Origin of the sequence: Rathayibacter sp. AY1C5 (genome assembly GCF_002931705.1) — a bacterium.
GTDB lineage: Bacteria > Actinomycetota > Actinomycetes > Actinomycetales > Microbacteriaceae > Rathayibacter.
Genome location: NZ_PSWD01000011.1, coordinates 18,352 through 45,258 on the forward strand (window position 1 = coordinate 18,352; position 26,907 = coordinate 45,258).

Here is a 26,907-nt window from a genome sequence, read left to right on the forward strand (position 1 = left end):
TCTCACTGCGGCCGAGCGCTCCCGCCGCGGGCCCGTGACGGTCAGCGCATCCCGAGGGACGCCGTCGCGTCCGGACCGCTCAGCGGGATCGGAACGGGGACCCCGGCTCTCCCGCGTACGGGGCGTCCGCCTGGTCGAAGTCCCAGCGGCCCGCGGTGGACGGGCGGACGACGGGGGTCTTCGTCGGGGTCGGCGTCGCCGACGGCGCCGGCGCGGCGGCCAGCCCGGCGTGCCAGCGGAAGATCGCGTCGATGCCGTCCTGGTTCACCCACGACGGTGCGTTGTGGCCGAGCGCGTGCGTCCGGACGGTCGCCTCCCTGGCCGTGGCCGTCGCCTTCTTCACGAGGGCGAGCCCGTGCAGTGCCGGCGGCACGCTCGGGTCCGGGTGGGCCGTGTCGGACACCACCGCGCGGATGTTCGCGCCGGCCCAGGCGGAGGCGGGCAGCCGCTTCGGGTTGTGGGAGTCGATCTGAGCGGTGCTGCCGCCGAAGGCACCGCCGATCGAGAAGCGGCCCCGCGTCGTGCGGTCGTGGGTGTCGCGGAGGTCGTAGACGCCGTTGACCAGGTAGACGCCGTTGATGCCGGGGAAGACCCGCGCGCCGTAGTCCTCGCAGGCGAGCGCGCCGCCGGCCGACATCGCCCAGAGGTAGCTGGCGGCGATCGGGAACTGGCCGGAGAGGTAGGCGTAGCCGTTCCGCTGGTGCTTCTGCGCGGTGTCGTTGGTCCAGATCGTTCCGCCGAGCGTCTGGCAGATCGCGATGGCGCCCCGCTCGACGGCGAGCTCGGCCGGGTACGCGAAGACGCTGGACAGCGAGGTGTGGTCGGCCTGCGCGGAGTGGATGAACCAGATCACCGGTACCGCCGCGGCCTGCCGCGGCTTCACCGTCTGCGGCACGAAGATCCGCGCGAGGTCGCCCGCGATCGAGACCGTGAGGACGTCGTAGAGCACGCCGCGGTTCTTCGTCCTCACGTTGATCGTGCGGGTCCTCTCCCCGGGCAGGCCGGGCACGGGGGAGGCGGAGGCGGAGGCGGCCGGGAGCGTCGCCGCGCCCAGAGCGAGAGCACCCGTGAGGGCGCCGCCGATGACGGCGCGCCGCCGGAGGCCGGGAGTTCGAGAGGGGGGTACTGCTGAATCGTCGGGGGACACGGGGGCTCCTCGTGCAGGGACCGCGAACCGACGAGGTCGGCGGAGCGGTCCGGGTCGGCGGGGGGTGTGCCTGCAACGCTAGCCGGAGGACCGGCCGGACGACCCGTCGATGCGCGCCAGTCGCGGGACGGCGGAGGGACGACGCCGCACGGACGGAACGGTCGGCGGCTCGGCGACCGCATCGGCGGCGGATCGAGGCGCTCAGGAGGCGAAGGAGAGGCCCGTTCCTGATCGTCCGCCCCGCCGGTTCCGACCCTTTCGCCCCGTTCGGGAGCACTTCCCCGCACCGGTCTGGCCCCCCGGTGTGAAGGCTCCCAGGTTCCTCGCGCTCGTCGGCGGACCGGTGCCAGCGTGAAGGGACCGAGAAGCAGAAGGAGAAACGACCATGACTCTTCGACGAACTCTTGCCACCCTCGCCCTCACGGGCGCCATCGCCTCCGTCGGCGTCGTCGCTGTCGCGACGCCCGCCTCCGCGGCCGAGGTCGCGAACGGACAGTACGTGAGCGCCGGGAACTACGCGTGCGGAGCCCAGGAGGTGGCCACCGGCGCCACCCTCGGACCCGAGGGCGTCCTGCGCCAGCGCGCTCTCGTCTTCCGCAACTGCGGGTCGAGCACGGTCGAGCGCAAGGCCGACATCATCGCCGACTTCGACGGCAGCTGCTACTCCGTGGCGCCGGGCAAGGCCCGAGTCCTCGACGCGCTGTTCGTGGCGGCGGGACGCAACACCTACCGCGCGTCCAAGGCCTGCTGAGGTCGCGTGCTCCGCCGGAGGGGCGGGTCGGGGACATCCCCGGCCCGCCCCTCCAGCTGTCCGGAACGACCACGCCGTCCGAGCCGTCCTCCCGTCGACCCGCCCGAGCATCACTCCAGCACAGGGCCCAGCTCCGCCAGGACCTCCGCGACCCGGGCCCGCGCCCGTGCACCGAGCCCGCGGACCGGACGCGGGAGGCAGCGCGCCTCGGCGAGACCGAGCTGCTCCGCCATCGCTGCGACCACGCGGTAGCTGCCGCCGTGCTCCGCGAAGAGGTCCCAGACGGGCTGCAGGCGTGCCGATCCCGCGATCGCGGCCGCCTCATCGCCCGACTGCGCCGCCCGGGCGATCGACAGCGCCGTCCGCGGGAAGATGCCGCCGATCACCGAGTACCAGGCGTCGCAGCCGCCGAGCAGCCCGCGCGCACCCGCGGCGTCCCCCGAGACCCCGACGGTGACCCCCTCCGGCACCCGCGCCCGGATCTCGCTGACGCGCGCCGCCGCGGCGCCCGGTCCCTCCGGCACGCCGGGGATCTTGAGGGAGGCGACCTGCGGCAGCCGGGCGACGGCCCCGTAGAGGTCGTCGGAGAAGGAGAAGCGCGTCGTCCCGGGGTTGTCGTACACGACGAGCGGCACCGAGAGCTGAGCCGTCACGTCTTCGTAGAGCCCCAGCACGTCCTCGTCCGTCAGCGGCTGGTAGCCGAGCGGCGCCAGGAGCACCGCGCTCGCTCCGGCGCTCTGCGCGTCCTCGGCGAGCGCCAGCACCTGCGAGGTGCGCAGCGCCCCGATCCCGACCACGACCGGCACCGGGCCGGCGCCGCGGACGGCGATCTCGGCGGCGCGCCGGCGCTCGCCGCGGTCCAGGTACGGAGCCGAGCCGGTCGAGCCCAGGGCGCCGATCGAGTCGACTCCCGCCCGCGCGAGCCGCTCGACGAGAGCGGCGAACGACCGCTCGTCGATGCTGTCGTCGCGGAGCGGTGTGAGGGGGAAGGCGCTGAGTCCGGTGAGCACGTCGGTCCGTTCGCTGAGGGCGGGAGGGGCCCGGACAGTCTCCCCGGCGGCAGGGGCCCGGTCGAGGCCAGAACCGCCGGGGGCCGGGGGACCAGCCGTCACTCCGCGTCGAGCACCACTCGGGAGTGGAGTCCGAGCCGGTCGAGGAACGCCTCGTCGTGGCTGACGACGACCAGGCCGCCCCGCCAGGCGGCGAGAACGTCGACGAGGTGGTCGGTCGTGGCGAGATCGAGGTCGTTCGTCGGCTCGTCGAGCACGAGCAGCTGCGGAGCCGGCTGCGCCAGCACGAGCCCGGCGAGCGCGACGCGGAACCGCTCGCCGCCCGAGAGCGACGCGATCCTCCGATCGACCACGTCGCCGCGCACCAGGAGCCGCGCGAGGGCGTTCCGCAGCTCGACCGCAGGACGATCCGGCGCGGCCCGGGAGACGTGCTCCCGCACGGTGGCCTCCTCGTCGAGGAGTCCCTCGCGGCGCTGGGGGAGCCAGCCGACCCGCTCCGTCAGCGCTCGGGCCGTGGTGCCGGCGAGCGGATGCTCCCGCGCACCCGGCGCCCCGACGAGGTGCTCGAGCAGGGTCGTCTTCCCCGTCCCGTTCGCGCCGACCACGGCGATCCGCTCCGGCCCCTGGAGCACCGTCGTCCGGCCGCGCACCGTCACCTCCGCCAGCCGGCGCCCGGCCGCGACCCCGGGGTCCGGCAGGTCGAGGCGGACCCGGTCGTCGTCCCGGACTGCTCGCGACGCTGCGTCGACCTGCTCGCGCGCCCGCGCCTCCGCGGCCCCGTGCCCGGAGCGCAGCCGTCCCGCGGTCGCCTCGGCTCGTCCTCTCCGCGCGTTCGCGAGGATCGCGGGCATCGACTCCGCCGATCGCGCCCCCGCCCGCGCGCGGCGGGCGATGGTCGTCTCGGCCTCGATGCGCTGCCGCCGCTCGGCGCGGAGAAGCCGGTCGGCGTCGCGCAGATCGCGCTCCGCGGCCGCCTGCTCGAGGGCGAGCCGCTCCTCGAACGCCGAGAACGTCCCGCCGGAGGTGCGGACCGCCCCGTCGCGCAGCTCCGCGATCTCGTCGACGTGCTCGAGCAGCTCCCGGTCGTGGCTGACGAGCACGAGCGTCCCGCGCCACCGGTCGACCAGGTCGAGCAGAAGCCCTCGGGAGCGCCGGTCGAGGTCGTTCGTCGGCTCGTCGAGCACGGCGATCGGCCGACCGCGCAGCCGGACGCCGGTCACGGCCGTGAGGACGACCTGCCCTCCGGAGAGGGTCGCGACCGGCCGCAGCAGGTCCGCCTCCTCCAGGTCGAGACCGGCGTCGCCGAGTGCGGCGAGCGCTCGGGCCTCGAGGTCCCAGTCGTCCGCGAGCACCTCGAAGTGCCGCGGATCCGCGTCGCCGCGGAGGATCGCGTGCAGAGCGTCCAGGCGATGCCGGGTCCCGAGGAGATCGGCGACGGTGTCGTCGGGCCCTCGCCGGAGGCGCTGGGGCAGCAGGTCGACGGGTCCCGTCGTCGAGACGCTCCCGGCGGTGGGGGAGAGGCCGCCGGTGACGAGGCGGACGAGGGTCGACTTGCCGGCGCCGTTCGCGCCGACGAGACCGGTGCGCCCGCGTCCGAACGCAGCGGTGACGCGGTCGAGGACGACGGAGCCGTCGGGCCAGGCGAACGTGCAGTCGTGGAGGACGACGGCGGGCGGGGTGGTGCGGGACGAGGAGGGCACGGTGCTCCAGTGGTCGGTGTCGGCGCACGACGACCACCGGGCTCCGAGGGAGCAGGGGCTCGCCCCTGAGGGGCGGGCACGGGGGACGTCAGTGCGAGAGCAGCTGCTGCGTCGTGGACGCAGTACCGGTGCTGGAGCGCAAGAGTCCGTCTTCCGTGCGGGGGGCCCCCGTGACCGCGAGCCGCTGGATCGGCCGGTGTGGCGGCCGCACCGACGTCGCGGCTCGCGACGAGGTACCCGACGACCGTACGTGCCCGTCGATACACGCGCAACCGTGACCGACTGCTCGTCCGCGGCCTGCGTCCGTCGGCGCCGTCGCGCGGCTCGCGGCGGACGGCTCTCCACCCACGGCGGGACGGCCGGACCGCCCTGGTATGCACGCTGCTGCCCACCGGTCGAGGGGGTCGCCGGCGGGCCCTCCCGTCGCCGGGCCCTCACTACGCTGAGCCCATGGTGACCATTCGCGACGTCGCGGCCGATGCGGGGGTGGCCCGCAGCACGGTGTCCTACGTGCTCTCCGGCAACAAGAAGCTCCCGGAGGCGACCCGCCTGCGCGTGCTCGCGAGCGTGGAGCGGCTCGGCTACCGGCCCGACCCGATGGCGCGGGCCCTGGCGCTGCGGCGCACGAACATCCTCGGCTTCTTCGCCTCCGTCGATCCGGAATCGCGGCAGACCGATGTCGACGTCTTCATGCGCTTCGTGCGGGCGGCGATGTACGCGGCCCGCGCCCGCGGCTTCGACCTGCTGATGATGGGCACGGGCGAGGGGGAGCTCGCGCGCGACGTCCTCGCCGATGCGCTCGTCGTGATGGACATCCGCCGGGACGACCCCCGGCTGCCGGTCCTCGCGAGCATCGGCCTGCCGACCGCGCTGGTCGGCTACCCGGGCGAGGGCAGCCCGTTCAGCGCGATCGACCTCGACTTCGACGGCGCGGCGCGGGTCGCCGTCGACCACCTCGCCGACCTCGGGCACGTCGAGATCGCGGTCCTCGGGATGGGCCCCGACGCCTACGAGAGCGGCTACGCCTTCGCCCTGCGGTTCCGCGAGGGCTTCCTCGACCAGTGCCGCCTGCGCGGCGTGCGGGGCGCCGTCATCCCCAGCACCGACGACGTCGACGACTGGTTCGAGCAGGCGCAGGAGCAGCTCCCCGGCCTGAGCGCCGTGGTCACGCACGGGCCGGGCGTGCTCGAGCCGTTCCTGCAGCGCCTCAGCGGCCTGGGCCTGCGCGTCCCGGAGGACTGCTCGATCATGACCGTCGCCCCGGAGGCGGTGATGCGGCACGCCGACCAGCCGGTCACCGTGGTGGATCTGCCCGGCGACGAGATGGTCTCGCGGGCGGTCGACCTGGTGCTCGACGAGCTCGCCGGCACCGCGACTCCGGGAGTGACGGAGCTGCTGCCCGCGGTGGTCGTGGACCTCGGCACCACCGCGCCCTTCTCGCCGGGCACCAGCCGGGGCGTCGTCCCCTCGTGGCGGCGGGCGCGCGGCTGACGTCGACCGGGTCGCCCGGGGCGTTCCCCGGGCGATCGGTGAACCGGTTCTCCGAAATCTATTGAACCGGTTCTCCGACTCGGTTAGGCTCGCCACGACTTCCGGACGGACCGCCCCAGCGGGCGCCCCGGAGGGTCTTCCCGGCGCGAGCGCTCCGCTCGTTCCGACCGTATTCAGAGAGGAATACCGTGAAGAACAGCATCCGACGGGCCGCAGGCGCCGCCTCCCTCGTCCTCATCGCCGGAGTCGCCCTCAGCGCGTGCAGCGCACAGGGAGCGGGCGACGACTCGTCGAAGTCACTCACCCTCTGGGACAGCTTCACCCAGTACGACGCGTCCTCCCCCTACGGCCAGCTCCTGGCCGGCTGCGAGGCCTCGACCGGGATCACCCTCGAGCGCACCTCCGACCCCGACCTCACCACCAAGCTCCTGCAGTCGGCCGCGTCGAAGACGACGCCGAACCTGGTCGTCCTCGACAACCCCAACGTCGCGAAGTTCGCCGACACCGGCCTGCTCGTCGACAACGCCGCCTCCGGGCTCGACACCAGCGACGTCCTCCCGAACGTGCTCGCCGCCGGCCAGCTGGACGGGAAGACCTACGGCTCGTCGATCGGCTCGAACACCCTCGCGCTCTTCTACAACAAGGCGCTCTTCGAGGCCGCCGGCGTCACTCCGCCGACGACCTGGGACGAGCTGACCACCGCCGCGAAGGCCCTCACCGCGGGCGACGTCACCGGGCTCGGCTTCTCCGCTATCGGCACCGAGGAGGGCACCTTCCAGTTCCTGCCCTTCTTCTGGGGCTCCGGTGCGACCCTCGAGGACATCTCCTCCGACGACGCCGTCTCGGCGCTCGCGCTCTGGACCGACCTGGTGAAGAGCGGCTCGGCCTCGCAGGCGAACGTCAACGCCAACCAGCAGGACGTCCGCGACCAGTTCCTCGCGGGCAAGCTCGGAATGATGGTCAACGGCACCTGGCAGCTCTCCGCCCTCGACGAGGCGGGCATCGACTACGGCGTCGTGCCGATCCCGGCGAAGGACGGGGGAGCGGCACCGAGCCCGCTCGGCGGCGAGTTCGTCGAGGTGGTCGCCTCCGACGCCGCGAAGCAGACCCTCGCCACGGAGTTCGCGCAGTGCGTCATCCAGCCCGACAGCCTGAAGGCCTGGGCGGCCGGCCAGTCGTACATCATGCCGTACGCCGACGCGGCCGCCGAGCAGGCGACCGAGGACCCCGCGCTCCAGCCGTGGGTCGAGGCCATCTCGGTCGCGCAGGGACGCACCAGCGACCTCGGCGTCGCCTACCCGGACACCTCGAAGGCGCTCTGGACCGCGATCCAGGAGTCGCTGACCGGCTCGAAGACGCCGCAGGCGGCCCTCGACGACGCCGCGGCGAGCCTGAAGTAGCGGCCGCATGACCGACCCCGCCGTGCTCACGGCGCCGGTCGCGGGCGGGGCGGCCACCAGGCCGCCCGCCCGCCGCCGACCCCGCTCTCACCTCCGCCTCGCCGCCGCCGCGTTCATGGCGCCCGTGGTGATCTTCCTCGCCGTCTTCTTCGTCTACCCGATCATCCGCGGCGTCGTCCTCAGCCTCCAGGACTTCGGACCGTCGTCCTTCGTGACCGGGATCGCCCCCTTCGTCGGCTTCGACAACTACGTCACGGTCGTCACCGATCCGATCTTCGCGAGCATCGCCTGGCACACCGTGGTCTTCACCGTGGTCTCGCTGGTGGGCCAGTTCACGATCGGCATGGCCCTGGCGCTGTTCTTCAGCCGCCGGTTCCCGCTCTCGGCGACGTTCCGCTCCCTCATCCTGCTGCCGTGGCTCCTGCCGCTGATCGTCTCGGCGACGGCCTGGCGCTGGATCTTCGACCAGCAGTTCGGCATCCTGAACGCCGCGATCGGCACGCCGGTCGGCTGGCTGACCGATCCGTCCGTCTCGCTGTGGGCGGTCATCATCGCCAACATCTGGCTGGGCATCCCGTTCAACATGGTGCTGCTGCACGGAGGCCTGCAGGGCATCCCCGAGAGCCTCTACGAGGCCGCGGCACTGGACGGCGCCTCGCGCTGGCGGTCCTTCTGGAGCATCACCTGGCCGCTGCTGCGACCGGTGACCTCCGTCACGCTCCTCCTCGGCCTCGTCTACACGATCAAGGTGTTCGACGTCATCTGGATCCTCACCAAGGGAGGCCCGGCCAACAGCTCGCACACCCTCGCGACCTGGGCCTACGAGCAGTCCTTCACCGACCTGCAGTTCGGAGTCGGTGCGGCGGCCGGCCAGATCCTCGTGATCGTCGCCCTCGTCTTCGGCGTGATCTACATCCGCGCCCAGCGCAAGGAGGACCTCGGATGAACCGGCACACCACAGGGCTGCGCCGCGGGATCGACGTGGTCATCGCGATCGTGCTCTGCGGCTTCCTCCTCTTCCCGCTCTACTGGATGGTCAACGTCTCGCTGACCAAGCCGCAGAACCTGATCCAGACCCCGCCGAGCCTGTTCCCCGGCGACCCGACCCTCGACGGGTACGTGCAGGCGTTCTCGACGCAGCTGCCGAACCTCATCACGAGCCTCGTGATCTCGATCGGCTGCGTGATCCTGACGCTGGCGATCGCCCTGCCCGCCGCTTTCGCGATGGCGAAGTTCCGGGTGCGGGGGACCGGCGTCGTGATGTTCGTGTTCCTCCTCGCCCAGATGATCCCCGGGATCGTCCTGGTCACCGCGCTGTTCGCGATCTACAACGCGCTGGGGCTGCTCAACACCTATCCGGGCCTGATCCTCGCCGACGCGACCGCCTCCGTGCCGTTCGCGGTGATCATCCTCCGGGCCTTCATGCTCGGCATCCCAGACGAGCTGATCGAGGCCGCGCGGATCGACGGTGCGAGCAACTGGCGCTCCTTCGTCTCGATCGTCATCCCGCTGAGCCGGAACTCGATCGTGACCGCGGGCCTGTTCTCGTTCCTGTTCGCCTGGGCCGACTTCCTCAACGCGAACTCGCTCACCTCGGGCAACAGCATCGTGCCGTTCACCCTCGGCCTCTACCGCTACATCGGATCGACCACCACCAACTGGAACGGGATCATGGCGACCGCCGTGATCGCCTCCATCCCGGCCGCCGTGCTGCTGATCGTGGCCCAGCGCTACGTCGCCGCCGGGGTCACCGCCGGCGCGGTCAAGGACTGAGCGCCGTGCCCGACTCGAGGAAGCAGGAGCACATGGACACCGACGCGTTCGCGCTCGAGGGGGACCGCCTCGTCTGGCGCGGCGACGGCGAGACCGTCGTCGTCGAGCCGTGGGGGAGGGACAGCGTCCGGGTCCGCGCCCGCCGGTCCGGGGAGGTCCTCGACACCGACTGGGCGCTGATCGCCCCCGAGCGCCACGCGCCGGAGGTCTCGATCGAGGGACCGCGGGCGACGCTGCGCGCCGGCGGCATCACCGTCGTCCTCGAGCAGCAGGAGGGCTACGGGTACCAGACCGGCTACCACGAGCTCTCCTGCTCCCTCTCCTTCTACGACCGTCGGGGGGAGCTGCTCGTCCGAGAGCTCGGGAGCGGGGGAGCGCTCAAGCTGCGCGCCCGCGAGCAGCGTCCGCACCTGGGCGGCGACTTCCGGCTGACCGCGCTGTTCGAGACGTCCCCCGACGAGAAGCTGTACGGGATGGGGCAGTACCAGCAGGACATCCTCGATCTGAAGGGCTGCACGCTCGAGCTCGCGCACCGCAACTCCCAGTCGAGCGTCCCGTTCGTGCTGTCGAGCCGCGGCTACGGGTTCCTCTGGCACAACCCCGCGATCGGCCGCGCGACTTTCGCAGCCAACCGCACGGAGTGGTCCGCCGAGTCCTCCCAGCAGCTCGACTACTGGGTGACCGCGGGGGAGACCCCGGCCGACATCACCCGGGCCTACGCCGACGCGACCGGGCACGTCCCGATGATGCCCGAGCACGGCCTCGGCTTCTGGCAGTGCAAGCTGCGCTACTGGAACCAGGAGCAGCTGCTCGAGGTCGCCCGCGAGCACCGGCGCCGCGGCCTGCCGATGGACGTGATCGTGGCCGACTTCTTCCACTGGCCGCACATGGGCGACTTCCGCTTCGAGGAGGAGTTCTGGCCGGATCCGTCCGCCATGGTCGCCGAGCTGCGCGAGCTCGGGATCGAGCTGATGGTCTCGGTCTGGCCGCAGGTGTCGGTCGAGTCCGAGAACTACATCGCGATGAAGAAGGGGAACCTCCTCGTCAAGGCCGAGCGGGGCCTGGACCTGCACATGCAGTTCGAGGGTCCGAGCGCGTTCTACGACGCGACGAGCCCCGCCGCCCGGAGGTTCGTCTGGGAGGCGTGCCGGCGCAACTACGGCGAGCACGGGATCCGGCTCTTCTGGCTCGACGAGGCCGAGCCCGAGTACGGCGTCTACGACTTCGACAACTACCGCTACGCCGCCGGCCCCGCCGTCCAGGTCGGCAACCTCTACCCGCAGGCGTTCTCCCGCGGCTTCTTCGAGGGGCAGAGCGAGGGCGGGGAGACCGCGATCGTCAACCTCGTCCGCACCGCGTGGGCGGGCAGCCAGCGCTACGGTGCGCTCGTGTGGTCGGGCGACATCCACTCGACCTTCGCAGACCTGCGCCACCAGATCACGGCCGGCATCCACATGGGCGTCGCGGGGATCCCGTGGTTCACGACCGACATCGGAGGATTCGCCGGGGGAGACCCGTCGGATCCGGAGTTCCGTGAGCTCCTCGTGCGCTGGTTCCAGTTCGGCGCGTTCAGCCCGGTGATGCGCCTCCACGGCGACCGCGCGCCGTCGGCCCCGGTCACGGCCGCCGACGGGACCCGCCGCGCCGCGACCGGAGCCGCGAACGAGGTGTGGAGCTTCGGCGAGGAGGCCACGCCGATCCTCACCCGCCTGCTGCATCTGCGCGAGACCCTGCGCCCCTACACGCGCGAGGCGATGCGGGAGGCGCACGAGCTGGGCCAGCCCGTGCTGCGCGCGGTGTTCCACGAGTTCCCGGGGGACCCGGAGGCCTGGGATCTGGCCGACCAGTACCTCTTCGGCTCGGACCTGCTGGTGGCTCCGGTCACGCACGCCGGAGCCGTCTCCCGACGGGTCTACCTGCCCGCCGGGGCGCGCTGGACGGAGCTCTCGACGGGCGCCGAGCACGAGGGCGGGCAGTGGATCGTCGCCGACGCGCCGCTGGCCGTCATCCCGGTCTTCGCGCGCGACGGCCGGCAGGCGCACCTCGTCGGGCAGCTCTGAGCGGAGGCTCCCCGCTGACCGGAGGGTTCCGCCGCGAGGAGCGCCCCCGCGTCAGCCCGTCCCCGCGAGCCAGAAGTCGACCGCGTCGGGGGACGGGCGCCCGGCGACCCGGACGACGTCGCCGAACTCGAGCACGCTGTCCGGATCCTCCTGGACGGCCGGCCACCGCTCGCGGCCGGCGGCGTCCGGATCGCCGTGGGAGACGAACGCGAGCCAGCGCGCGGTCATCTCCTGCTCGAGCCGGCGGTCGACGTCCGTGTAGTCGGCGTCGCCGTCCGCCCCGAGGTTCCCGTACGCGTACATCACCTCGGCGCCGTGGTACGCGCCGAACCGCTCGAGTCCGCTCTCCGGGGGAGTGCGCGTGAAGATGTAGGCGTGGACGCCCGCCCGCCCGGTCCGGGCGGCCGTCAGCGCCCAGAGCCGCATCGGGGCGGTCATCGTCCGGTCGCTGTCGGCGCGCAGCCGGGAGTCGACGACCTGGTCCTCGACGGCACCCGGGTACAGCGCGAGGAATCGGTCCGCGTCGTCTCCGTGCTCCCGGCGCACCTCCTGCTCGTAGGTGTCCGGATCCGGGTCGACGCCTCCCAGCAGATCGAGCGAGGTCTCGTCGGAGTTGCTGCCGAGCAGGAGGGGGACGTCGTTCTGCCGACCGGCCTCGTAGACGGCGAGCGGCGTGTCGGGGAGGACGACGCCGTCGATCGAGGGCCACCAGTGCTGCGAGAGGCCCGCGGCGGCCGCGACGATGCGCTCGGCCGGCAGGGCTCTCATCTCGGCGAGGCTCGCCCCGCCGAGGGCCTCGCTCAGGCGCGCAGCCGCCTCCCGTGCGGTGGCGGCGTCGTCGTAGAGGTCGCCGGCCTCGCGATCTCCCGCCGACCCCAGGCATCCTCCGCTCTCCCCGATGATCCCGTGGAGGAGGCCGGCCGCGAGGGGCGAGGCCCCGAGGATGCAGGCGCTGCCGGAGCCGGCGGACTGGCCGGCGACCGTCACCCGCCCCGGGTCCCCGCCGAAAGCGGCGATGTTGTCCTGCACCCACTGCAGAGCGGCGACCTGGTCGAGCAGTCCCTGATTCCCCGGGGTGCCGCCGCCGAGCACATCACCGGCGAGGAAACCGAGGACGCCCAGACGGTAGGCGACGGTGACGACCACCGCGCCCCGGGAGGCGAGCGCCGCGCCGTCGTAGGCGGGGAGGGCGCCGGACCCCGAGACGAACGCGCCGCCGTGGAGGTAGACGAGGACCGGGCTGGAGTCGCCCGCCCCGCCGGCCGGCGTCCAGATGTTCAGGCGGAGGCTGTCCTCGTCCGTCGCGTACCCGCCGAGGAGCGTCTCCTCCAGCGGCAGGTCGAGCACGCGGGTCGCCGTTCGGGAGAGGAACGTCGGCTCCGGCTGAACGGCGGAGGGGCCGAAGTCGTCGGCCACGAGGGTCGCCGACCGCTGCGGGGCCGGCCGGGGCGCCTCCCAACGCAGCGGGCCGACCGGGGGAGCGGCGTAGGGGATCCCCGCGAAGGCGTCGACCCCGGCCGCGGCGTCGTGCACACCGACGACGTCGCCCTGCCGGGTCGTGACCGGGGCGGTGTGCGGACCGGCGAGCGTCCGCGTCGCCGGGAGAGGACCCGCGGCGAGCGCGACGGCTCCGACGAGCCCTGCGGACGCGACCCAGGCCGCCGTACGCAGCATCCAGTGCCGGTGCCGCCAGCTCCTCGAGACGGCCGCGATCAGGACCGCGGCCGCCGCGACGACGAGCCACCCCCACCACTCCACCCGGTTCAGCCAGGCGAGGACCGCCCCGATGAGCACGACGGTCGCGGTCGGCAGCCACGGGGACCGTCGCCGTCGAGGTTCGGGCGTTTCAGTTCTCGATACGGTATGCATTGAAAACGAAACGTACTGAAAAGGCCCATTCAGCGCAAGGATCCGAATAGGCTGGGGGCGTGGTCACAGGCGAGCAGGCTCCGGTCCGGCGGAGGAGCGAGACGCGACGACGTCTCCTCGCCGCGGCCGCCGAGCTCTTCGAGAGCACGGGCACCATCGGCCAGCGCGTCGAGGACATCTGCGCGCAGGCGGGCTTCACCCGCGGCGCGTTCTACTCGAACTTCGCCGGTGTCGACCAGCTCTTCCTCGCACTCCACGAGGAGCAGGCCGCGAGAGTGTGGGGGAGCCTGCAGGAGGCCCTCGACGTCCAGCTGCAGGAGGAGCACCGCGCGGCGACCCTCGACGGCGCCGTCCGCTCCCTCCTCGACGCGCTCCCGTCCAGCCGCGAGTGGTTCTCCCTGCGGTCGGTGCTCCTGGCACGCGCTGCCGCGGACCCGGAGTTCGCCGAGCGGATGATGATCGACGACGACCGCGTCTCGCGCGAGCTGGGCGAGCGCTTCGCCACCCTCGCGGCCGTGCACGGCCGCGTCCCCGCCGTCGAGTCCGCCGTCCTGGCGAAGGCGGTCGTCGCGGCGCACGTCGGGTCGGTGAGCCAGTGGCCCGTGGACACCAGCGCCGAACTCACGCAGCGCATGGTCGTCGCCGCGGTGATCCGAGGCCTCACCGTCGAAGCGCCCGGTCTGCCATCGGAGCGCGGCGGCGATCGATGACGTCCTGTCGCAGGAGCGTTGAGGGGAGCCGATCGCCATCCCTGCAGAACGGGACTTCGGTCGAACTGACATAATGTGCATTATCGGATAACGGTGGAAGGGCCGGACGGACCGGGACTGAGGCCGCCCGACGGTCCGGAACGTCATCAGCGGATCGGCGAAGGCTCCACCCACGCCTCGACGTCCTCGTACCAGCACGTCTCGGTCGGAGTGTCGAAGCGCGTGACCAGCCGCAGCTGCGGATCGACGGTCATCGTGCCGCGGACGCGGTCGTCGGCCTGGTGTCGAAGACGGATCACGGTGAGCGCGCCGTCGATCGACGCGCCGGTCATCCGGTACCCGTCGCTCGGCCGTCCCCAGACCGGCAGGTTCAGCGGGAAGGCCAGGCGGGCCGCCAGCGGCTCCGGCAGCAGCTGCCATCGGTCCAGCGGACGCTCCTCGCCCCCGGAGACGTACCGGCCGGTCGGGGCGTCGTACGCGTCGACCGTCCCGGTGCGCTCGTCGACGCAGGAGAACGACGCCTCGACGGGCCGCACCTCCAGTCGGTAGGTCTCGGTCCTCTCGGGCGTCCGCCGGAAGGCGCGGCACCGGAAGGGCGAGCGCCTCCTCCAGTTCGCCATCACCGCGACGGCGTCGAGGAGGATGCTCGTCTCGCCGTCCCTGTCGAAGTCGCCACGCCGCCCGGAGGCTGCCGATGTGCGGAACCCGTCGGCGCGGACGGACTCCCCCGATGCCGGTCCGCTGCCGTCCATCGGAGTCATCCGTCGAGGATCGCAGACCCGCGCGCCGGGGTCATTCCGCGAAGGCGATCAGGCGAAGTCGGAGATGTCGCCGACGAGGCGGGTGTTGTCCGCGGGGATCGGCTCGACGGCCGCCAGAGCGACCTGGGCCGCGAACTCCTGCACGTTGTAGAGCTTGCCGGCCGACTCGCGACGCGAGCTGATCGCGCCCGGGTTCGCGCGCTCCAGCAGGGTCGCGGTGATGGTGCCCTCGATCATGTCGCCCGAGACGACGACGAACTCGATCCCGCGCTCGGCGAGCTCACCGATCCGCTCGCGCAGGGCGTCCTCGCCGGCGCGCTTGGAGAGCGCGACGGGCTCGTACTCGGGCATCGTGGGCGTGGTCCGGATGAAGTGCGCCTGGTGGCTCGTGACGAACACGACACGGGAGCCCTCGGAGAGCAGCGGCAGCGCCGCGTCGAGCACGGCGACCTGCGAGTCGCGGTTGAGGACCATCGCGTAGTCCTCCCCCATGTTGCTCTCCATGCCGCCGGAGGCGTTCAGGACGAGCACGTCCAGTCCTCCGTACTCCTTCTCGATGCGGGAGAAGAGCTCGGCGCGCGAGTCGGCGTCGGTGAGATCGGCGCCGACGGCGATGGCGGTGCCGCCGGCCTCGACGATCTGCGCGACGAGCTTGTCGGCGCGCGGCGCCTTCGAGCGGTAGTTGACGACGACGCGGGCTCCGGCCTCGGCCAGGTAGCGGACCGTGTCGGCGCCGATGCCGCGGGACGACCCGGTGACGAGAGCGCGCTTGCCGTCGAAGGAGCCGGGGGCGAGGGGATTGGACACGGGTATTCCTCCAGAACGCCGGCTCGGAGACCGGATCGGGCACGATGACGGGCCACGGCCCGACGGAGGAGTCTACCAAGGGCCTCGAGATCGTCGGCGCACCCCCTCTCCCAGCCCTCGTCCGGGGGGGCGTTGATAGCCTGGGAATGCTCGTCGAGGGGAAGGAGCACACAGCATGGACGCTGTCACCCAGTACGCGTGGATCCTCTGGCTCGCGCTGATCCTCATCTTCGTGATCGTCGAGATGATCACTCTCGAGTTCACGTTCCTGATGCTCGCCGTCGGCAGCATAGGCGGACTGCTGACCGGGCTGGTCGGGGCTCCCTTCTGGGTCCAGGTCCCCGTCGCGGCCGTCCTCGCCGCCCTCCTGCTGTTCTCCGTCCGTCCGCCGCTGCTGCGGCTGCTGAAGCGGGGCGGCGATCCCACCCCCAGCGGAGCGGACGCTCTCCTCGGGCTCTCCGGCAGCGTCGTCCTCGCCGGCCCCGGAGCCGGCCAGGTCAAGCTCGCCAACGGCGAGACCTGGACCGTCCGCCTGTCCCCGCTCGTCGAGGACCGCACACTCGGAGTCGGCGAGAGAGTCGTCGTCACCGCCATCGAGGGCGCGACCGCGGTCGTCGTCCCCGCCGAAAGGAGCACACCGTGACACCGTCCTCCGTCGTGACGATCGTCGTCGTCGCCGCCGTCGTCCTCTTCGCCCTGGTCGTCCTCTTCCGAGCGGTCCGCATCATCCCCCAGGCCACCGCCGGGGTCGTGGAGCGCCTCGGCAAGTACCACAAGACCCTGCTGCCGGGCCTCAATCTCGTCGTGCCGTTCATCGACCGGGTCCGCCCGCTGATCGATCTGCGCGAGCAGGTCGTCTCGTTCCCGCCCCAGCCCGTGATCACGGAGGACAACCTCGTCGTCTCGATCGACACGGTCGTCTACTTCCAGGTGACGGACGCCCGGGCGGCGACCTACGAGATCGCCAACTACCTCGGCGCGGTCGAGCAGCTGACCACCACCACGCTCCGCAACGTCGTCGGCGGCCTGAACCTCGAGGAGGCGCTGACCTCCCGCGACAACATCAACGGGCAGCTGCGCATCGTCCTCGACGAGGCCACCGGCAAGTGGGGCATCCGCGTCGGACGCGTGGAGCTCAAGGCCATCGACCCGCCCCTCTCCATCCAGGACTCGATGGAGAAGCAGATGCGCGCCGAGCGCGACCGTCGAGCCGTGATCCTCACCGCCGAGGGCACCAAGCAGTCCCAGATCCTGAACGCCGAGGGTCAGCGCCAGGCCGCGATCCTCGCTGCGGAGGGCCAGGCGAAGGCGGCGGTCCTGCGGGCCGAGGGTGAGGCCAAGGCGATCACCACCGTCTTCCACGCCATCCACGAGGGCCGCCCCGACAGCGAGCTCCTCGCGTACCAGTACCTCCAGACACTCCCCAAGATCGCCGAGGGCAGCGCGAACAAGCTCTGGGTCATCCCGAGCGAGCTCACCGAGGCGCTGAAGGGCATCGGAGGCGCGCTCGGCCAGCGCGGCCAGTCCGCCCCGGCGGTCCGCCCGCAGGATGCGGCACCCCCGTCGGCGCCTGCGGCGTCCGCGCCTGCCGCATCCGGGTCCGTCGGCTCCACTCCTGTCGAGCCCGGATCCGACACGTCCGCCCCCGTGGCGCCCGCGACGACCGACGGAGCCCTCGGCTCGGCGCCCACTCCTCCGCCGCCGGCCGTCTAGCCGCGGACCCGGTCCGCGATGCGCACCCCTGAGCGACCCCTCGCCCTGAGCGGGCCGACCCCCCGGGTGATCGCGCATCGCGGATTCGGCCCGCAGGCCGAGGGCAACACGCTCGCCGCCTTCGAACGCGCCCTCGCCGCGGGTGCGGACCTCCTCGAGACGGACGCGCGCGCCTCCCTCGACGGGGTCGCCGTGCTCGTCCACGACGCCGAGGTGATCGACCGCTCCGGCCGCCGCCACGTCGTCGCCGCCACCCGGTGGGAGGAGCTCGCCGACCTCCGACTGGCGGGCGGCGCCCGGCTCGCCTCTCTCGAGCAGGCCCTCGCCGCACTCCCCTGCGCGCGCTTCAATGTCGACGTGAAGTCGCGGGACGCGATCGACCCGGTCGTCGCGGCGGTGTCCGGCGCCGCCGCCGCGGAGCGCGTCCTGATCACCTCGTTCTCCGAGATCCGTCGAGCAGCGGCCCTCCGCCGTCTTCCCGGCGCCGCGACCTCGGCGTCGGCGGTCCGCTTCGTCGTCGCCCTGGTCGCCGCCCACCTCGGCGCCGCCCTCCCCGTGCGTCTCGCTCTCCGCGGCATCGACGCGCTCCAGGTGCCCGAGCGCGCGCTCGGCCTCCGCGTCGCCGAGCCGCGGATCCTCGCCCGGCTGCGGGTGACCGGCTGCGAGATCCACCTATGGACCATCGACGATCCGGAGCGGATGGAGCAGCTCCTCGCGCTCGGGATCGACGGGCTCGTGACCGACCGCACCGACCTCGCCCGAGCGGCCGTCGTCGCCTTCCTCAGCGCCCGTCAGCCACGCCCTCAGGAACCGCGGAATACGCCTCCGACCTGAGGATTCTCTGGCAATGGCAGGGACGGGAAGACCACCTCCAGGTACGACGTTGACACTGGGGAAGCACAGCGAGAGGAGACCACACAATGGCAGATCGAAGCTTGCGAGGAATGCGGCTCGGATCCCAGAGCCTGCAGAGCGAAGAAGGCGTCGTCTTCTCCCCGCGATCGACGTACGAGTACCACTGCGCGAACTGCGGCCACGACACCGACATGGTGTTCTCGGCCGATGCGGAAGCACCGGAGACCTGGGAGTGCCGCTCCTGCGGTCACGAGGCCACTCTGATGGTGGACTCGAAGCCGGTCGTCGTGGACAAGGGCGAGCAGAAGGCTCCGCGCACCCACTGGGACATGCTGCTCGAGCGCCGGACCCGCGCGGAGCTGGAGGAGCTGCTCGAGGAGCGGCTCGCCTATCTGCGCGCCAGGCGCGGCGAGCACAAGATCGGCGCGTAGCGCCGGTCAGCGGGAACGGCGTCGCGGCTCGCGCGTCCTGAGGACGAACGAGACCATGCCGATGAGACCGGCGGCCAGGAAGTACCAGCCGAGGTCTCGCGCCCACACCAGAGCCGGGGTCGTGGTGGAGCTGAGGGGGACCTCGTCCACCATGGCACCCGGCTCGAACCATGTCAGGGAATCGATCGTCGAGCCGTCCGGCCCGATGATCGCACTCGTCCCGACGGTCGAGATGTTGACCACGCTGCGCCCGGTCTCGATGGCCCGCAGGCGAGCGATCGCGAGCTGCTGGACGCTCTCGTCCGTCCGGCCGAAGTCGGCGTTGTTGGTCTGCCCGAGGATGACCTGGGCTCCCCCGTCGACCATCGCGTTCGTCAGCGCGTCGTCCGAGATGTCGAAGCAGATCGCGATGCCTGCGAGGACGCCGTTCACGTCGAAGACGTTGGGACGGGTGCCGATCGAGTAGTCGCGGCTCACCAGGTCGACCAGGTCCGGAGCGAACATCCGCCAGAACGCCCGGTCCGGCATGTACTCGGCGAACGGCACGGGATGCACCTTGTCGTAGACCTGCGTCGCCCCCTCCCCCGCCTTCCAGAGCAGCGAGCTGTTGTAGAAGACGTCGTCCGAGGGGTTCGTGATCGTGCCCACGATGAACGGCGCGTCCATCGTCCGGCTGAGGTAGTCGAGGACGGCGGCCGACTGGGCGTTCCGGGTCGGATCGATGTCGACGCCGTTCTCGGGCCACACCACCATGTCGACGTCCTGGTCGAGGATCGGCAGCGTCGCCGAGGTGTGGTCCTCGAGGATCTGCCCGCGGTAGCTCTGCGAGAAGAGGCCCGCATCGGAGTCGCCCTGGACGGCGGCGATCCGGGTCGTGCCCTCCGTCGGTGCCGGCCAGGCGGGGAACACCAGCGCCACGATCGCGAAGCCCGCGAGAGCGCTGACCCGGGCGGAGGCCGGGACGGACATCTCGCGGACGGCCTGCGCGAGCACGGCCGCGAGGAACGCCACCACGAAGCCGAGGCCGGCGAAGCCGATCCACGCCGCGAGACCGGCGAGCGGGCCGAGGGACTGCGAGATCGCGAGGCGGCCCCAGGCGAAGCCGCCGTAGGGCCAGACGCTGGTGATCGACTCGCGCCCGATCCAGAGCGCCGCCAGGAGGGCGGGGAGGCCGACCATCCGGCCGAGCGGTCCCGTCCAGACGCGGTGGCCGCGCGTGGAGACGACCGCCATCAGCCCCGCGGAGACCGCGAAGAAGATCGCCTGCAGGCCGGCGAGGGCCGCCCACGGGACCGGGCCGAGGTAGAGGGTCAGCCACTCGATGTGGACGCCCCAGAAGACCGCTCCGCCGACGAGACCGACGAGGCTCCCGCTCCAGAAGCCGCGCCCCGCCAGCGCGAACAGGATCACCGCGGCGCCCACGATCGCCAGCGGCCAGACATCGGAGTCGGGGAAGCCGCGGTCGAGCACGGCGCCGCCGAGGGCGGCGAGGGGCAGCGCCACCCACAGCGGAACGGTCCGCCCGTCGGGCGGAGGAGCGACCGGCGTCATGCGACGGTCGAGTACGCGACGATGCCGCGGCGGACCAGGTCGAGGGCGGTCCGGGCCGCGCGGCCGACCTTGCCCTCGGCGACGACGGAGAGCTGATCGAGGAGGTCGATGGTCTGCTTCGCCCAGCGCACGAAGTCGCCGGCGGCCATGTCGGACTCGCGGAGCACCATGTCGAGCGGCATGCCCTTGGCCCACATGTTCATCGACAGCGCCAGGCTCGTCGAGATCGGGTTGCTGCCCGGCAGGCGGTGCTCCCGCTCGACGTCGTCGAGCCGGGCCCACAGAAGCTGGGTCCTCTCCAGCGCCTCGGGGAACGCGCCGCGGGGCAGGAACTGCTCGCCGAGCGTCCCCTCCTCGCGTCGCGGCTCGAAGACCAGGCAGCACGCCATCGCCGCGAGGCCGGCCGGATCGAGCTCCGTCCACGCCTGCTTCCGGAGGCACTCGGCGACGAGCAGGTCCCGCTCCCCGTAGATCCGGCGGAGCGTGCGACCGTTGGGCGTCAGCGAGAGCTCGCCGACCTCGTCCCGGCGGAAGTAGCCGAGCTCGAGCAGCACGTCCGTGATGTGGTCGAAGATGCGGGCGACGGCGCCGGTGCGCGAGCGGATCTGGCGCTCGATCTCGTCGGTCTCGCGGCGCAGCTTCCACCAGCGCTCGGCCCAGCGCGCGTGCTGCTCGCGGTCGGAGCAGGCGTGGCACGGGTGCGCCTTCATCCGACGCCGCAGGCTCGTGAGCTGTCCCTGGCGCTTCTCGCGCTCGGCGTGGGAGGCCGACTCGCCGCGCACCGCGCCCCGGCGCTCGAGGTCGCCGATCTCACGGCGGATCGCCGCGTACTGCTCGAAGTCGCCCAGGTGGCACTGCATCGCCGTGACGTAGCCCGCCATCGACTCCTCCTGCTGGCGGAACCGGCGGGCGAGATCGACGACGGACCGGTCGGCCTGGAACTGCGCGAACGACGACTCGAGGATCTCGCGCGTGCGCACCCGCCCGAACTGCTCGATCAGGTTCGCGGCCATGTTGTAGCTGGGGCGGAAGCTGGAGTTGAGCGGGTAGGTCCGCCGGGAGGCGAGGGACGCGACCGCCTGAGGGTCCATCCCGCCGCGCCACTGGATCACCGAGTGGCCCTCGACGTCGATGCCGCGTCGGCCCGCCCGGCCGGTGAGCTGGGTGTACTCCCCCGGTGTGATCGGGACGCGCGCCTCGCCGTTGAACTTCTCGAGCTTCTCGAGGACGACCGTGCGGGCCGGCATGTTGATGCCGAGCGCGAGCGTCTCGGTCGCGAAGACCACGCGCACGAGCCGGCGCAGGAACAGCTCCTCGACGACCTCCTTGAAGGCGGGGAGCATCCCGGCGTGGTGCGCGGCGACGCCCCGCTGGAGTCCGTCGAGCCACTCCCAGTAGCCGAGCACCGCGAGGTCCTCGTCGCGGATCGTCCGGCACCGCTCCTCGACGATCGCGCGGATCTCGTCGCGCTCGTGGCGCTCGGTGAGGCGCACGCCCGACCGCAGCACCTGGCGCACGGCCTGGTCGCAGCCCGCACGGCTGAAGACGAAGAAGATCGCGGGGAGGAGGTTCTTGCCGCGGAGGATCTCGACGACCTCCGAGCGCAGCACGAGCTCCTCGGTGCGCTGCTCCGGGTAGCGGCCGCGACCGCCTCGGCCGTTGCGGCCGCCCCTGCCGCCGCGCTCGACCCGGGAGCCGCCCTGGGCCATGCGGGCGAGCTCGGGGTTCACCCGGTTCGTCGCCGCCCGACCGGAGGAGTCGAAGAGATCGACCAGCTTGCCGCCCACCAGGACATGCTGGTCGAGCGGGACGGGCCGCTCCTCGGAGACGATGACCTCGGTCTCGCCCCGGACGGTCTGGAGCCAGTCGCCGAACTCCTCGGCGTTCGACACGGTCGCGCTGAGCGAGACCAGCCGCACGCGCTGCGGGAGGTGGATGATGACCTCCTCCCAGACGGCGCCGCGGAAGCGGTCGGCGAGGTAGTGCACCTCGTCCATCACGACGTAGGCGAGGTCGCGCAGGAGGTCCGAGTCGGCGTACAGCATGTTGCGCAGCACCTCGGTCGTCATCACGACGATGCGGGCGCGCGCGTTGACGTTCGAGTCGCCGGTCAGCAGGCCGACCTCGGAGGCTCCGTAGTCCTCGACGAACTCCTGGAACTTCTGGTTGCTCAGCGCCTTCATCGGCGTCGTGTAGAAGACCTTGGCCGTCGGGTCCTGCATGGCCAGGTGGATCGCGAACTCGGCCACCGCGGTCTTGCCGGCGCCGGTGGGCGCGGCGACGAGGACGCTGTGGCCGTCGTCGAGCGCGCTGCAGGCCTCGTACTGGAAGGGGTCGAGGTCGAACGCGAGGGTCGAGCGGAACGCCTCGACCCTCGCGTGGCCCTGGCGCGTCCGGAACGCGGCGAACCGCTCGGCGGGAGACGGTCCGGTCACGCGGGCAGGTCGGAGGGGCTGCCGTCGAACACCAGCTGGCGCTTGGCGGCGCGCCGGTCGTGCAGGATCGCGATCCCGCAGGCGAGGAAGAACAGGAAGATGATCGGGATGGCCAGGAGGAACATCGAGATCGGGTCGGCCGCGGGGGTCGCGATCGCCGTGAAGAGCACGATCGCCATGATCGCGATGCGCCACGACTTGAGGATCAGCATGCCGGGGAGGATGCCGAGGAAGTTGAGGAGCACCAGGAAGACGGGCAGCACGAAGGCGATGCCGACGACCAGCACGAGCTTGAGAACGAACTCGTAGTAGATCTTGGCGTCGAGGAAGCTCGCCGCGTTGCTGCCGGTGAAGCTCGTCAGGAGCTCCACGATGTGCGGGAACACGAACCAGCCGGCCGCGCAGCCCGCGAAGAACAGCGGGATGGCGGTGAGGATGAAGCCGAGGCCGTACCGCATCTCCTTGCGGGTCAGGCCCGGGACGAGGAACGCCCAGATCTGGTACAGCCAGACCGGGCTTGCCAGGACGATGCCCACCGTGATGGCGATCTGCAGCCGCAGGTCGAAGGCACCGGCGATCGTCGGGAAGTTGAGGATCGCCTCCTTGCCCTGGGTGGAGGCCACCTCGGAGATCGGAGCCTTGAGGGCCTCGAAGACCCACTCCGAGACGAACCACCCCGCGACGCACGCGATGACGATCGCGATCGCCGACTTGAAGAGCCTGTTGCGAAGCTCGACGAGGTGCGCCCCGAGCGACATGCGCCCGTCGGGGTTCTTCGTCCGCTTCGTCCGTGGCTTCTTCGGTGCCACGGACGTCATTACTTGAGCGGGGACTCGGGCGGCGTGGTGGTGCCGGTGCCGGTGGTCGTGCCGGTGGATCCGGCGACGGTGCCGGTGGTCCCCTCGGTCGACTCACGGCGCTCGGTGCCGTCCTCGTCCTTCATGGTCTTGACCTCGCTCTTGAAGATCCGCATCGACTGCCCGACACTGCGGGCCAGCTGCGGGAGCTTGGGCGCACCGAACAGGAGGAGGATCACGGCGAGGATGATGAGGAGGTGCCACCCCTGGAGGCCAGCGAACATTGCAGACTCACTTCACTTGTCGGTTGCGGTGTACGAGGAGCTTACCCTGTTCGACCCGTTCTGACCGGCGGAGATCGATCCTGTCGCGACGTGCGTCACGCCGGCCCTCGTGCGCACGCCTCACGTCGTCGCGATCGGCGAACAGCGACGAGGACGGCCGGGGCGGCAGGTCGTCCGTCATTCCAGGACTCAGTGTCTCGAGTTTCGCGGTGACCTCGGACAGCTGTCCGAGGAGCACCTTCCCCTTGCGCCAGTAGGAGAGGGCGAAGAGGACCAGCATCGCCAGAGCGCCCAGCGCGAGGCCGAGCCAGATCAGGATCCACGACCACCAGGTCACGACGGCTCCCCCTCGTTCGCGGCGAGCGCGGAGGCCGCCCAGAGCGCGACCGCGGTGCGCGCCTCGGGGGGTGCCACCACGGTGACGAGACCCGCCAACGACGCCACCAGGCGCGTCAGTCCCTCCAGATGGGCGACGCGGAGACGGACGAGGACACCGTGGTCCTCCTCCCCCGGCACGGGATCGGGGAACTCGGCGTCGGCCGCGTAGTCGCCCAGCAGCACGACGGCGCTGGGGGCGACGCATAGGTCCACGACGAGATCGGAGGCGGAGGCCTCGAAGAGCCGTTCCGAGAGGGTCACCTCGTTGCGGCGCCGGACGATCGGCGTCCCCGTGTCGCGGAGGGAGCGCATCCTGTCGACCCGGAACGTCCTGACGCCCTCGCGGAGGTGGTCCCATCCGCGCAGGTACCAGTCCCGATCGACCGATTCGAGCACGAAGGGGTCGACGAGCCGGGACTCGGTCTCGCCGCGGGCGCTGCGGTAGTCGAAAGCGACCTGCGTCGCCGAGCCCATCGCTGTCCGCAGGAGCGCCACAGCGCTGTCCGCGCCCGTGCCGCGCGAGACCGCGACCGCGCTCGGGGCCGAGGAGGCGCCGCGTGCGAGCTTCCCCATCAGCGAGGCGATCCGGTCGTTGCCCTGGTTCTCGGGCAGCGCTGCGAGGTACTGCATGCCGGCGATGAGGGCGGCGGCCTCCCGCGCCGAGAACCTCGGCGAGTCGTCGATCGCGACCTGGTGGGTGAGGACGACGTGGTCGTTCTCCTCGAAGTCGTCCCAGCCGATGTCGAAGAGGTCGTTCGCCTGGTACTGCGCGGTCTCGCCGGGGATGCCCGAGACGGCGATGAGGCGCACCGCGCGGCGCACCTCCTCCTCCGGGATCTCGAAGTGCGCGGCGACCTCGGCGACGGAGACGCGGCCCCGGTCGAGCAGGTAGGGAACGAGGGAGAGGAGGACGGCCAGGCGGTCGCGCGCCTGCAGGGAGCGGGGTCTAGCCACGGGGATCCCCTCCATGGTCGTCCAGGGTGCGGCGGAGGCGGTCGAGGACGCGGCGGCGGAGCTCCTCCGGCTCGAGCACCCGCACCTCGGGACCGTGACCGGCGAGCTCGTCCGCGAGCACGTCCGGGTCGGTGTAGTGCAGGCGCAGCAGGCCCTGGCCCTCGCCCTCGGCCTCGGCACGCCCGCCGAGACGGAGGGCGGCGTCGGAGTCGGGGGCGACGCGCAGGAGCGCGCTGTTGCGCTGCAGGATCTCGTCGAGCTGGGCGAGAGCGGTCGCCGCGTGGTCCCCCTCCACGAGAGGCGCGGTGCGGCCGGTGGACGCGACCGGCCCGACGATCCGCGACAGGAGGAAGGTCCGCGTGCCCTCGGCGCCCTCGTCCCAGCCGTGGAGGTGCCAGCGCCCCTGGTGGTTCACCAGGGCGCGGGGCTGCACGGTGCGCACGCGCGGCTCCTCGCCGCCGGGCTTCAGATAGGGGAAGCGGACGACCTGGCCGCGGTCGAGCGCAGCGTTGAGCGGCTCGAACGAGGCCTCGCGGACCCGGATCGAGGGGCTGATGCCGATGACGGGGTCGACGGACTCGACCCCGATCGAGCGCAGCTTGATCAGCGCGCGCCGCGACTCCGCCGAGAGCGTCCCCTCGCGCCAGACCGCCCCGGCCAGGCGGAGCAGCGCGAGCTCCTCCGGGTCGAAGGTCAGGTCGGCCGGGAGGTCGTAGCTGCGCTTCGCGATGCGGTACCGGACGGTCTGGGTGTTGCCCGGGTCGCCCGGGGCGTCGACCGTCTCGATCGGGATGCCCAGCTCGCGCAGGTCGTCCTTGTCGCGCTCGAACTGGCGCTCGAGCGAGGTCCGGTCGCCCCGGCCCACCCGCTGCCGGTAGCCCTGCACCGTGGAGAGGACGTCGGCCTTCGTCAGTCCGTTCTCGGCCGCGACGAGCGCGAGCACGAGGTTGAACAGACGCTCCTCGGCCGGGACGCGGCTCGAGGACGGGGCGTCGGAAGGCACGCCCTCCAGTCTAGGGCCGGGCCCGGTCAGACCTTTCCGAGGATGTCGGCGACGAAGATCAGCGTCGCGCCGCCGGGGATCCCGCCCTGAGGGGAGCCCTGGTCGCCGTAGCCCTGGTCCGGCGGGATGACCGCGATGACCTGGGATCCGACGGGCTGGCCGATGAGGGCGTCGGCGAATCCGGCGATGACTCCGCCCTGGGTGGTCGAGCCGTCGGCGGCCGTGAAGACGGCGGGAGCGCCCTTCTCCCAGCTGGAGTCGAACACCTTCCCGTCGCTCCACTGCCAGCCTGTGTAGGCCACGACGACCTGGTCGCCCTCGGCGACGACGTCGCCGTCGCCCTTCTTGAGCTGGGCGATGCGGAGGTCGGTCGGCGCGTCACCGGAGGGCTTCGCGAGCCCCGGGCGTCCGTCGTCGCCGAGCGTCACCGTCGGGAAGCCGTCGGGCGCGGGCTGGGCGGCGCCGTTCGCGCGGGCCAGCGAGGCCTCACGGACGTCCGCGACGAGCACGAGCGTGTCGTCCTCCGAGATGCCGAGCTGCGACGAGGACTGGCCGAAGCCGTCCTCGGGGGCGATCGCGATGGCGACGCGCGAGCCGACCTGCGTGCAGAGGAGGCCCTCGTTCAGGCCGACGAGCCCGGCTCCGCCGACGCCGAAGCGGGCGGTGCTCGACCCGTCGTAGGGCGAGGTCTCGAGGACCGTGCCGTCCGCTCCGTTGACCAGGGTGTAGTCGATGGTGACGAGCTGGCCCTTCTCGAGCGGTGCGCCCGAGCCCTCGATGAGGGTGCTGACCTGCGTGCCGTCCGCCTTCAGCGGCGTCGGGACGCTGACGTCCGGCTTCGCTCCGAAGTCGCCCGTGGCGCTGACCGCCGCCGAGGAGTCGCCGGAGGAGAACGGAGCGTCGCAGTCCGCCTGCGAGGAGGACGCGGTGCATCCGGTGAGAGCGGCGACGATGCCGATGCCGGCGATGAGCGCGGTGGTCCTGCGCACGGGTCCTCGATTCGAGTGAAGGGGAGCGGTGACGCCCG

The 26,907-nt window shown here is 72.1% G+C and carries 25 protein-coding genes; 11 read left to right on the forward strand and 14 right to left on the reverse strand.

All coding sequences use genetic code 11. The features are described 5' to 3' along the window. Window positions 1-79: 79 nt before the first annotated feature. The gene (locus C5C57_RS09780) at window positions 80-1,147 is read right to left on the reverse strand and encodes a hypothetical protein (protein ID WP_104297561.1); all 1,068 of its coding nucleotides are present in this window, start codon (window positions 1,145-1,147) and stop codon (window positions 80-82) included. 385 nt (window positions 1,148-1,532) lie between these two features. On the opposite strand from C5C57_RS09780, the gene C5C57_RS09785 reads away from it, so the two are divergent. After that, window positions 1,533-1,898: a hypothetical protein gene (locus C5C57_RS09785; RefSeq protein WP_104222056.1), complete on the forward strand. Its 366-nt coding sequence runs from the start codon at window positions 1,533-1,535 to the stop codon at window positions 1,896-1,898. 110 nt (window positions 1,899-2,008) lie between these two features. Here the strand turns inward: C5C57_RS09785 and C5C57_RS09790 are convergent, their stop codons facing one another. Together C5C57_RS09790 and C5C57_RS09795 are read right to left on the reverse strand one after the other, a co-directional pair. Beyond that, a complete protein-coding gene (locus C5C57_RS09790; RefSeq protein ID WP_104222054.1) occupies window positions 2,009-2,908 on the reverse strand; it encodes a dihydrodipicolinate synthase family protein in 900 nt (299 codons plus the stop codon). Window positions 2,909-3,006: 98 nt separating this feature from the next. Next, window positions 3,007-4,608 (reverse strand): ABC-F family ATP-binding cassette domain-containing protein, encoded by a 1,602-nt coding sequence (locus C5C57_RS09795; RefSeq protein ID WP_104297562.1) that lies wholly within the window; start codon window positions 4,606-4,608, stop codon window positions 3,007-3,009. Between the two features lie 450 nt (window positions 4,609-5,058). On the opposite strand from C5C57_RS09795, the gene C5C57_RS09800 reads away from it, so the two are divergent. The 5 genes from C5C57_RS09800 to C5C57_RS09820 all read left to right on the forward strand — a co-directional run bounded on the left by C5C57_RS09800 (window position 5,059) and on the right by C5C57_RS09820 (window position 11,332). After that, window positions 5,059-6,099, forward strand: a complete 1,041-nt coding sequence (locus C5C57_RS09800; RefSeq protein ID WP_104297563.1) for a LacI family DNA-binding transcriptional regulator — start codon at window positions 5,059-5,061, stop codon at window positions 6,097-6,099. 188 nt (window positions 6,100-6,287) lie between these two features. Continuing rightward, the gene (locus C5C57_RS09805) at window positions 6,288-7,499 is read left to right on the forward strand and encodes an extracellular solute-binding protein (protein WP_104222048.1); all 1,212 of its coding nucleotides are present in this window, start codon (window positions 6,288-6,290) and stop codon (window positions 7,497-7,499) included. Between the two features lie 7 nt (window positions 7,500-7,506). Next, window positions 7,507-8,445: a carbohydrate ABC transporter permease gene (locus tag C5C57_RS09810; RefSeq protein ID WP_104225253.1), complete on the forward strand. Its 939-nt coding sequence runs from the start codon at window positions 7,507-7,509 to the stop codon at window positions 8,443-8,445. After that, the gene (locus C5C57_RS09815) at window positions 8,442-9,272 is read left to right on the forward strand and encodes a carbohydrate ABC transporter permease (protein WP_104222044.1); all 831 of its coding nucleotides are present in this window, start codon (window positions 8,442-8,444) and stop codon (window positions 9,270-9,272) included. Before C5C57_RS09810 ends, C5C57_RS09815 begins: the two co-directional genes overlap by 4 nt. A 32-nt stretch (window positions 9,273-9,304) precedes the next feature. Further along, window positions 9,305-11,332: a TIM-barrel domain-containing protein gene (locus C5C57_RS09820; RefSeq protein ID WP_104297564.1), complete on the forward strand. Its 2,028-nt coding sequence runs from the start codon at window positions 9,305-9,307 to the stop codon at window positions 11,330-11,332. 51 nt (window positions 11,333-11,383) lie between these two features. Here C5C57_RS09820 and C5C57_RS09825 read toward each other — a convergent pair whose 3' ends face one another. Further along, window positions 11,384-13,126, reverse strand: coding sequence for a carboxylesterase/lipase family protein (locus tag C5C57_RS09825; protein ID WP_219827752.1), 1,743 nt, complete (start codon window positions 13,124-13,126; stop codon window positions 11,384-11,386). Between the two features lie 134 nt (window positions 13,127-13,260). On the opposite strand from C5C57_RS09825, the gene C5C57_RS09830 reads away from it, so the two are divergent. Continuing rightward, window positions 13,261-13,911 carry a TetR/AcrR family transcriptional regulator gene (locus C5C57_RS09830; protein WP_104246829.1) on the forward strand — a complete coding sequence of 217 codons (651 nt, stop codon included), beginning with the start codon at window positions 13,261-13,263 and terminating at the stop codon, window positions 13,909-13,911. 146 nt (window positions 13,912-14,057) lie between these two features. Here C5C57_RS09830 and C5C57_RS09835 read toward each other — a convergent pair whose 3' ends face one another. Continuing rightward, window positions 14,058-14,672: a hypothetical protein gene (locus C5C57_RS09835; protein WP_146082407.1), complete on the reverse strand. Its 615-nt coding sequence runs from the start codon at window positions 14,670-14,672 to the stop codon at window positions 14,058-14,060. A 48-nt stretch (window positions 14,673-14,720) separates the two neighbouring features. Next, window positions 14,721-15,479: an SDR family oxidoreductase gene (locus C5C57_RS09840; protein ID WP_104260700.1), complete on the reverse strand. Its 759-nt coding sequence runs from the start codon at window positions 15,477-15,479 to the stop codon at window positions 14,721-14,723. 175 nt (window positions 15,480-15,654) lie between these two features. Between C5C57_RS09840 and C5C57_RS09845 the strand changes: the two genes are divergently transcribed. The 4 genes from C5C57_RS09845 to C5C57_RS09860 all read left to right on the forward strand — a co-directional run bounded on the left by C5C57_RS09845 (window position 15,655) and on the right by C5C57_RS09860 (window position 18,478). Beyond that, complete coding sequence (locus C5C57_RS09845) at window positions 15,655-16,122, forward strand: NfeD family protein (RefSeq protein WP_104260699.1); 468 nt, start codon at window positions 15,655-15,657, stop codon at window positions 16,120-16,122. Between the two features lie 14 nt (window positions 16,123-16,136). Continuing rightward, window positions 16,137-17,192: an SPFH domain-containing protein gene (locus C5C57_RS09850; RefSeq protein WP_374953304.1), complete on the forward strand. Its 1,056-nt coding sequence runs from the start codon at window positions 16,137-16,139 to the stop codon at window positions 17,190-17,192. Between the two features lie 18 nt (window positions 17,193-17,210). Next, window positions 17,211-18,026 (forward strand): glycerophosphodiester phosphodiesterase family protein, encoded by an 816-nt coding sequence (locus tag C5C57_RS09855; protein ID WP_104260697.1) that lies wholly within the window; start codon window positions 17,211-17,213, stop codon window positions 18,024-18,026. An 86-nt stretch (window positions 18,027-18,112) separates the two neighbouring features. Further along, window positions 18,113-18,478, forward strand: coding sequence for an RNA polymerase-binding protein RbpA (locus C5C57_RS09860; RefSeq protein ID WP_068207052.1), 366 nt, complete (start codon window positions 18,113-18,115; stop codon window positions 18,476-18,478). 6 nt (window positions 18,479-18,484) lie between these two features. Here the strand turns inward: C5C57_RS09860 and lnt are convergent, their stop codons facing one another. From lnt to C5C57_RS09900, 8 genes are read right to left on the reverse strand one after another with little or no spacing between them, the layout of a single operon-like run. Next, complete coding sequence (gene lnt, locus C5C57_RS09865; protein ID WP_104260695.1) at window positions 18,485-20,029, reverse strand: apolipoprotein N-acyltransferase; 1,545 nt, start codon at window positions 20,027-20,029, stop codon at window positions 18,485-18,487. Continuing rightward, window positions 20,026-22,464: an RNA helicase gene (locus tag C5C57_RS09870; protein ID WP_104297566.1), complete on the reverse strand. Its 2,439-nt coding sequence runs from the start codon at window positions 22,462-22,464 to the stop codon at window positions 20,026-20,028. The genes lnt and C5C57_RS09870 overlap by 4 nt, the downstream gene beginning before the upstream one ends. Beyond that, complete coding sequence (tatC, locus tag C5C57_RS09875; protein ID WP_374952911.1) at window positions 22,461-23,282, reverse strand: twin-arginine translocase subunit TatC; 822 nt, start codon at window positions 23,280-23,282, stop codon at window positions 22,461-22,463. Before tatC ends, C5C57_RS09870 begins: the two co-directional genes overlap by 4 nt. Beyond that, entirely contained in the window at window positions 23,282-23,545 is a 264-nt protein-coding gene (tatA, locus tag C5C57_RS09880) for a Sec-independent protein translocase subunit TatA (RefSeq protein WP_104222022.1), read from the reverse strand. The genes tatC and tatA overlap by 1 nt, the downstream gene beginning before the upstream one ends. Window positions 23,546-23,552: 7 nt before the next feature. Then, complete coding sequence (locus tag C5C57_RS09885; protein ID WP_104222020.1) at window positions 23,553-23,882, reverse strand: hypothetical protein; 330 nt, start codon at window positions 23,880-23,882, stop codon at window positions 23,553-23,555. After that, a complete protein-coding gene (locus tag C5C57_RS09890) occupies window positions 23,879-24,877 on the reverse strand; it encodes a YafY family protein (RefSeq protein WP_258063224.1) in 999 nt (332 codons plus the stop codon). Before C5C57_RS09890 ends, C5C57_RS09885 begins: the two co-directional genes overlap by 4 nt. After that, complete coding sequence (locus C5C57_RS09895) at window positions 24,870-25,880, reverse strand: YafY family protein (RefSeq protein ID WP_104222016.1); 1,011 nt, start codon at window positions 25,878-25,880, stop codon at window positions 24,870-24,872. Before C5C57_RS09895 ends, C5C57_RS09890 begins: the two co-directional genes overlap by 8 nt. A 26-nt stretch (window positions 25,881-25,906) precedes the next feature. Continuing rightward, complete coding sequence (locus tag C5C57_RS09900) at window positions 25,907-26,869, reverse strand: FKBP-type peptidyl-prolyl cis-trans isomerase (RefSeq protein ID WP_104222014.1); 963 nt, start codon at window positions 26,867-26,869, stop codon at window positions 25,907-25,909. Window positions 26,870-26,907 lie beyond the last annotated feature (38 nt).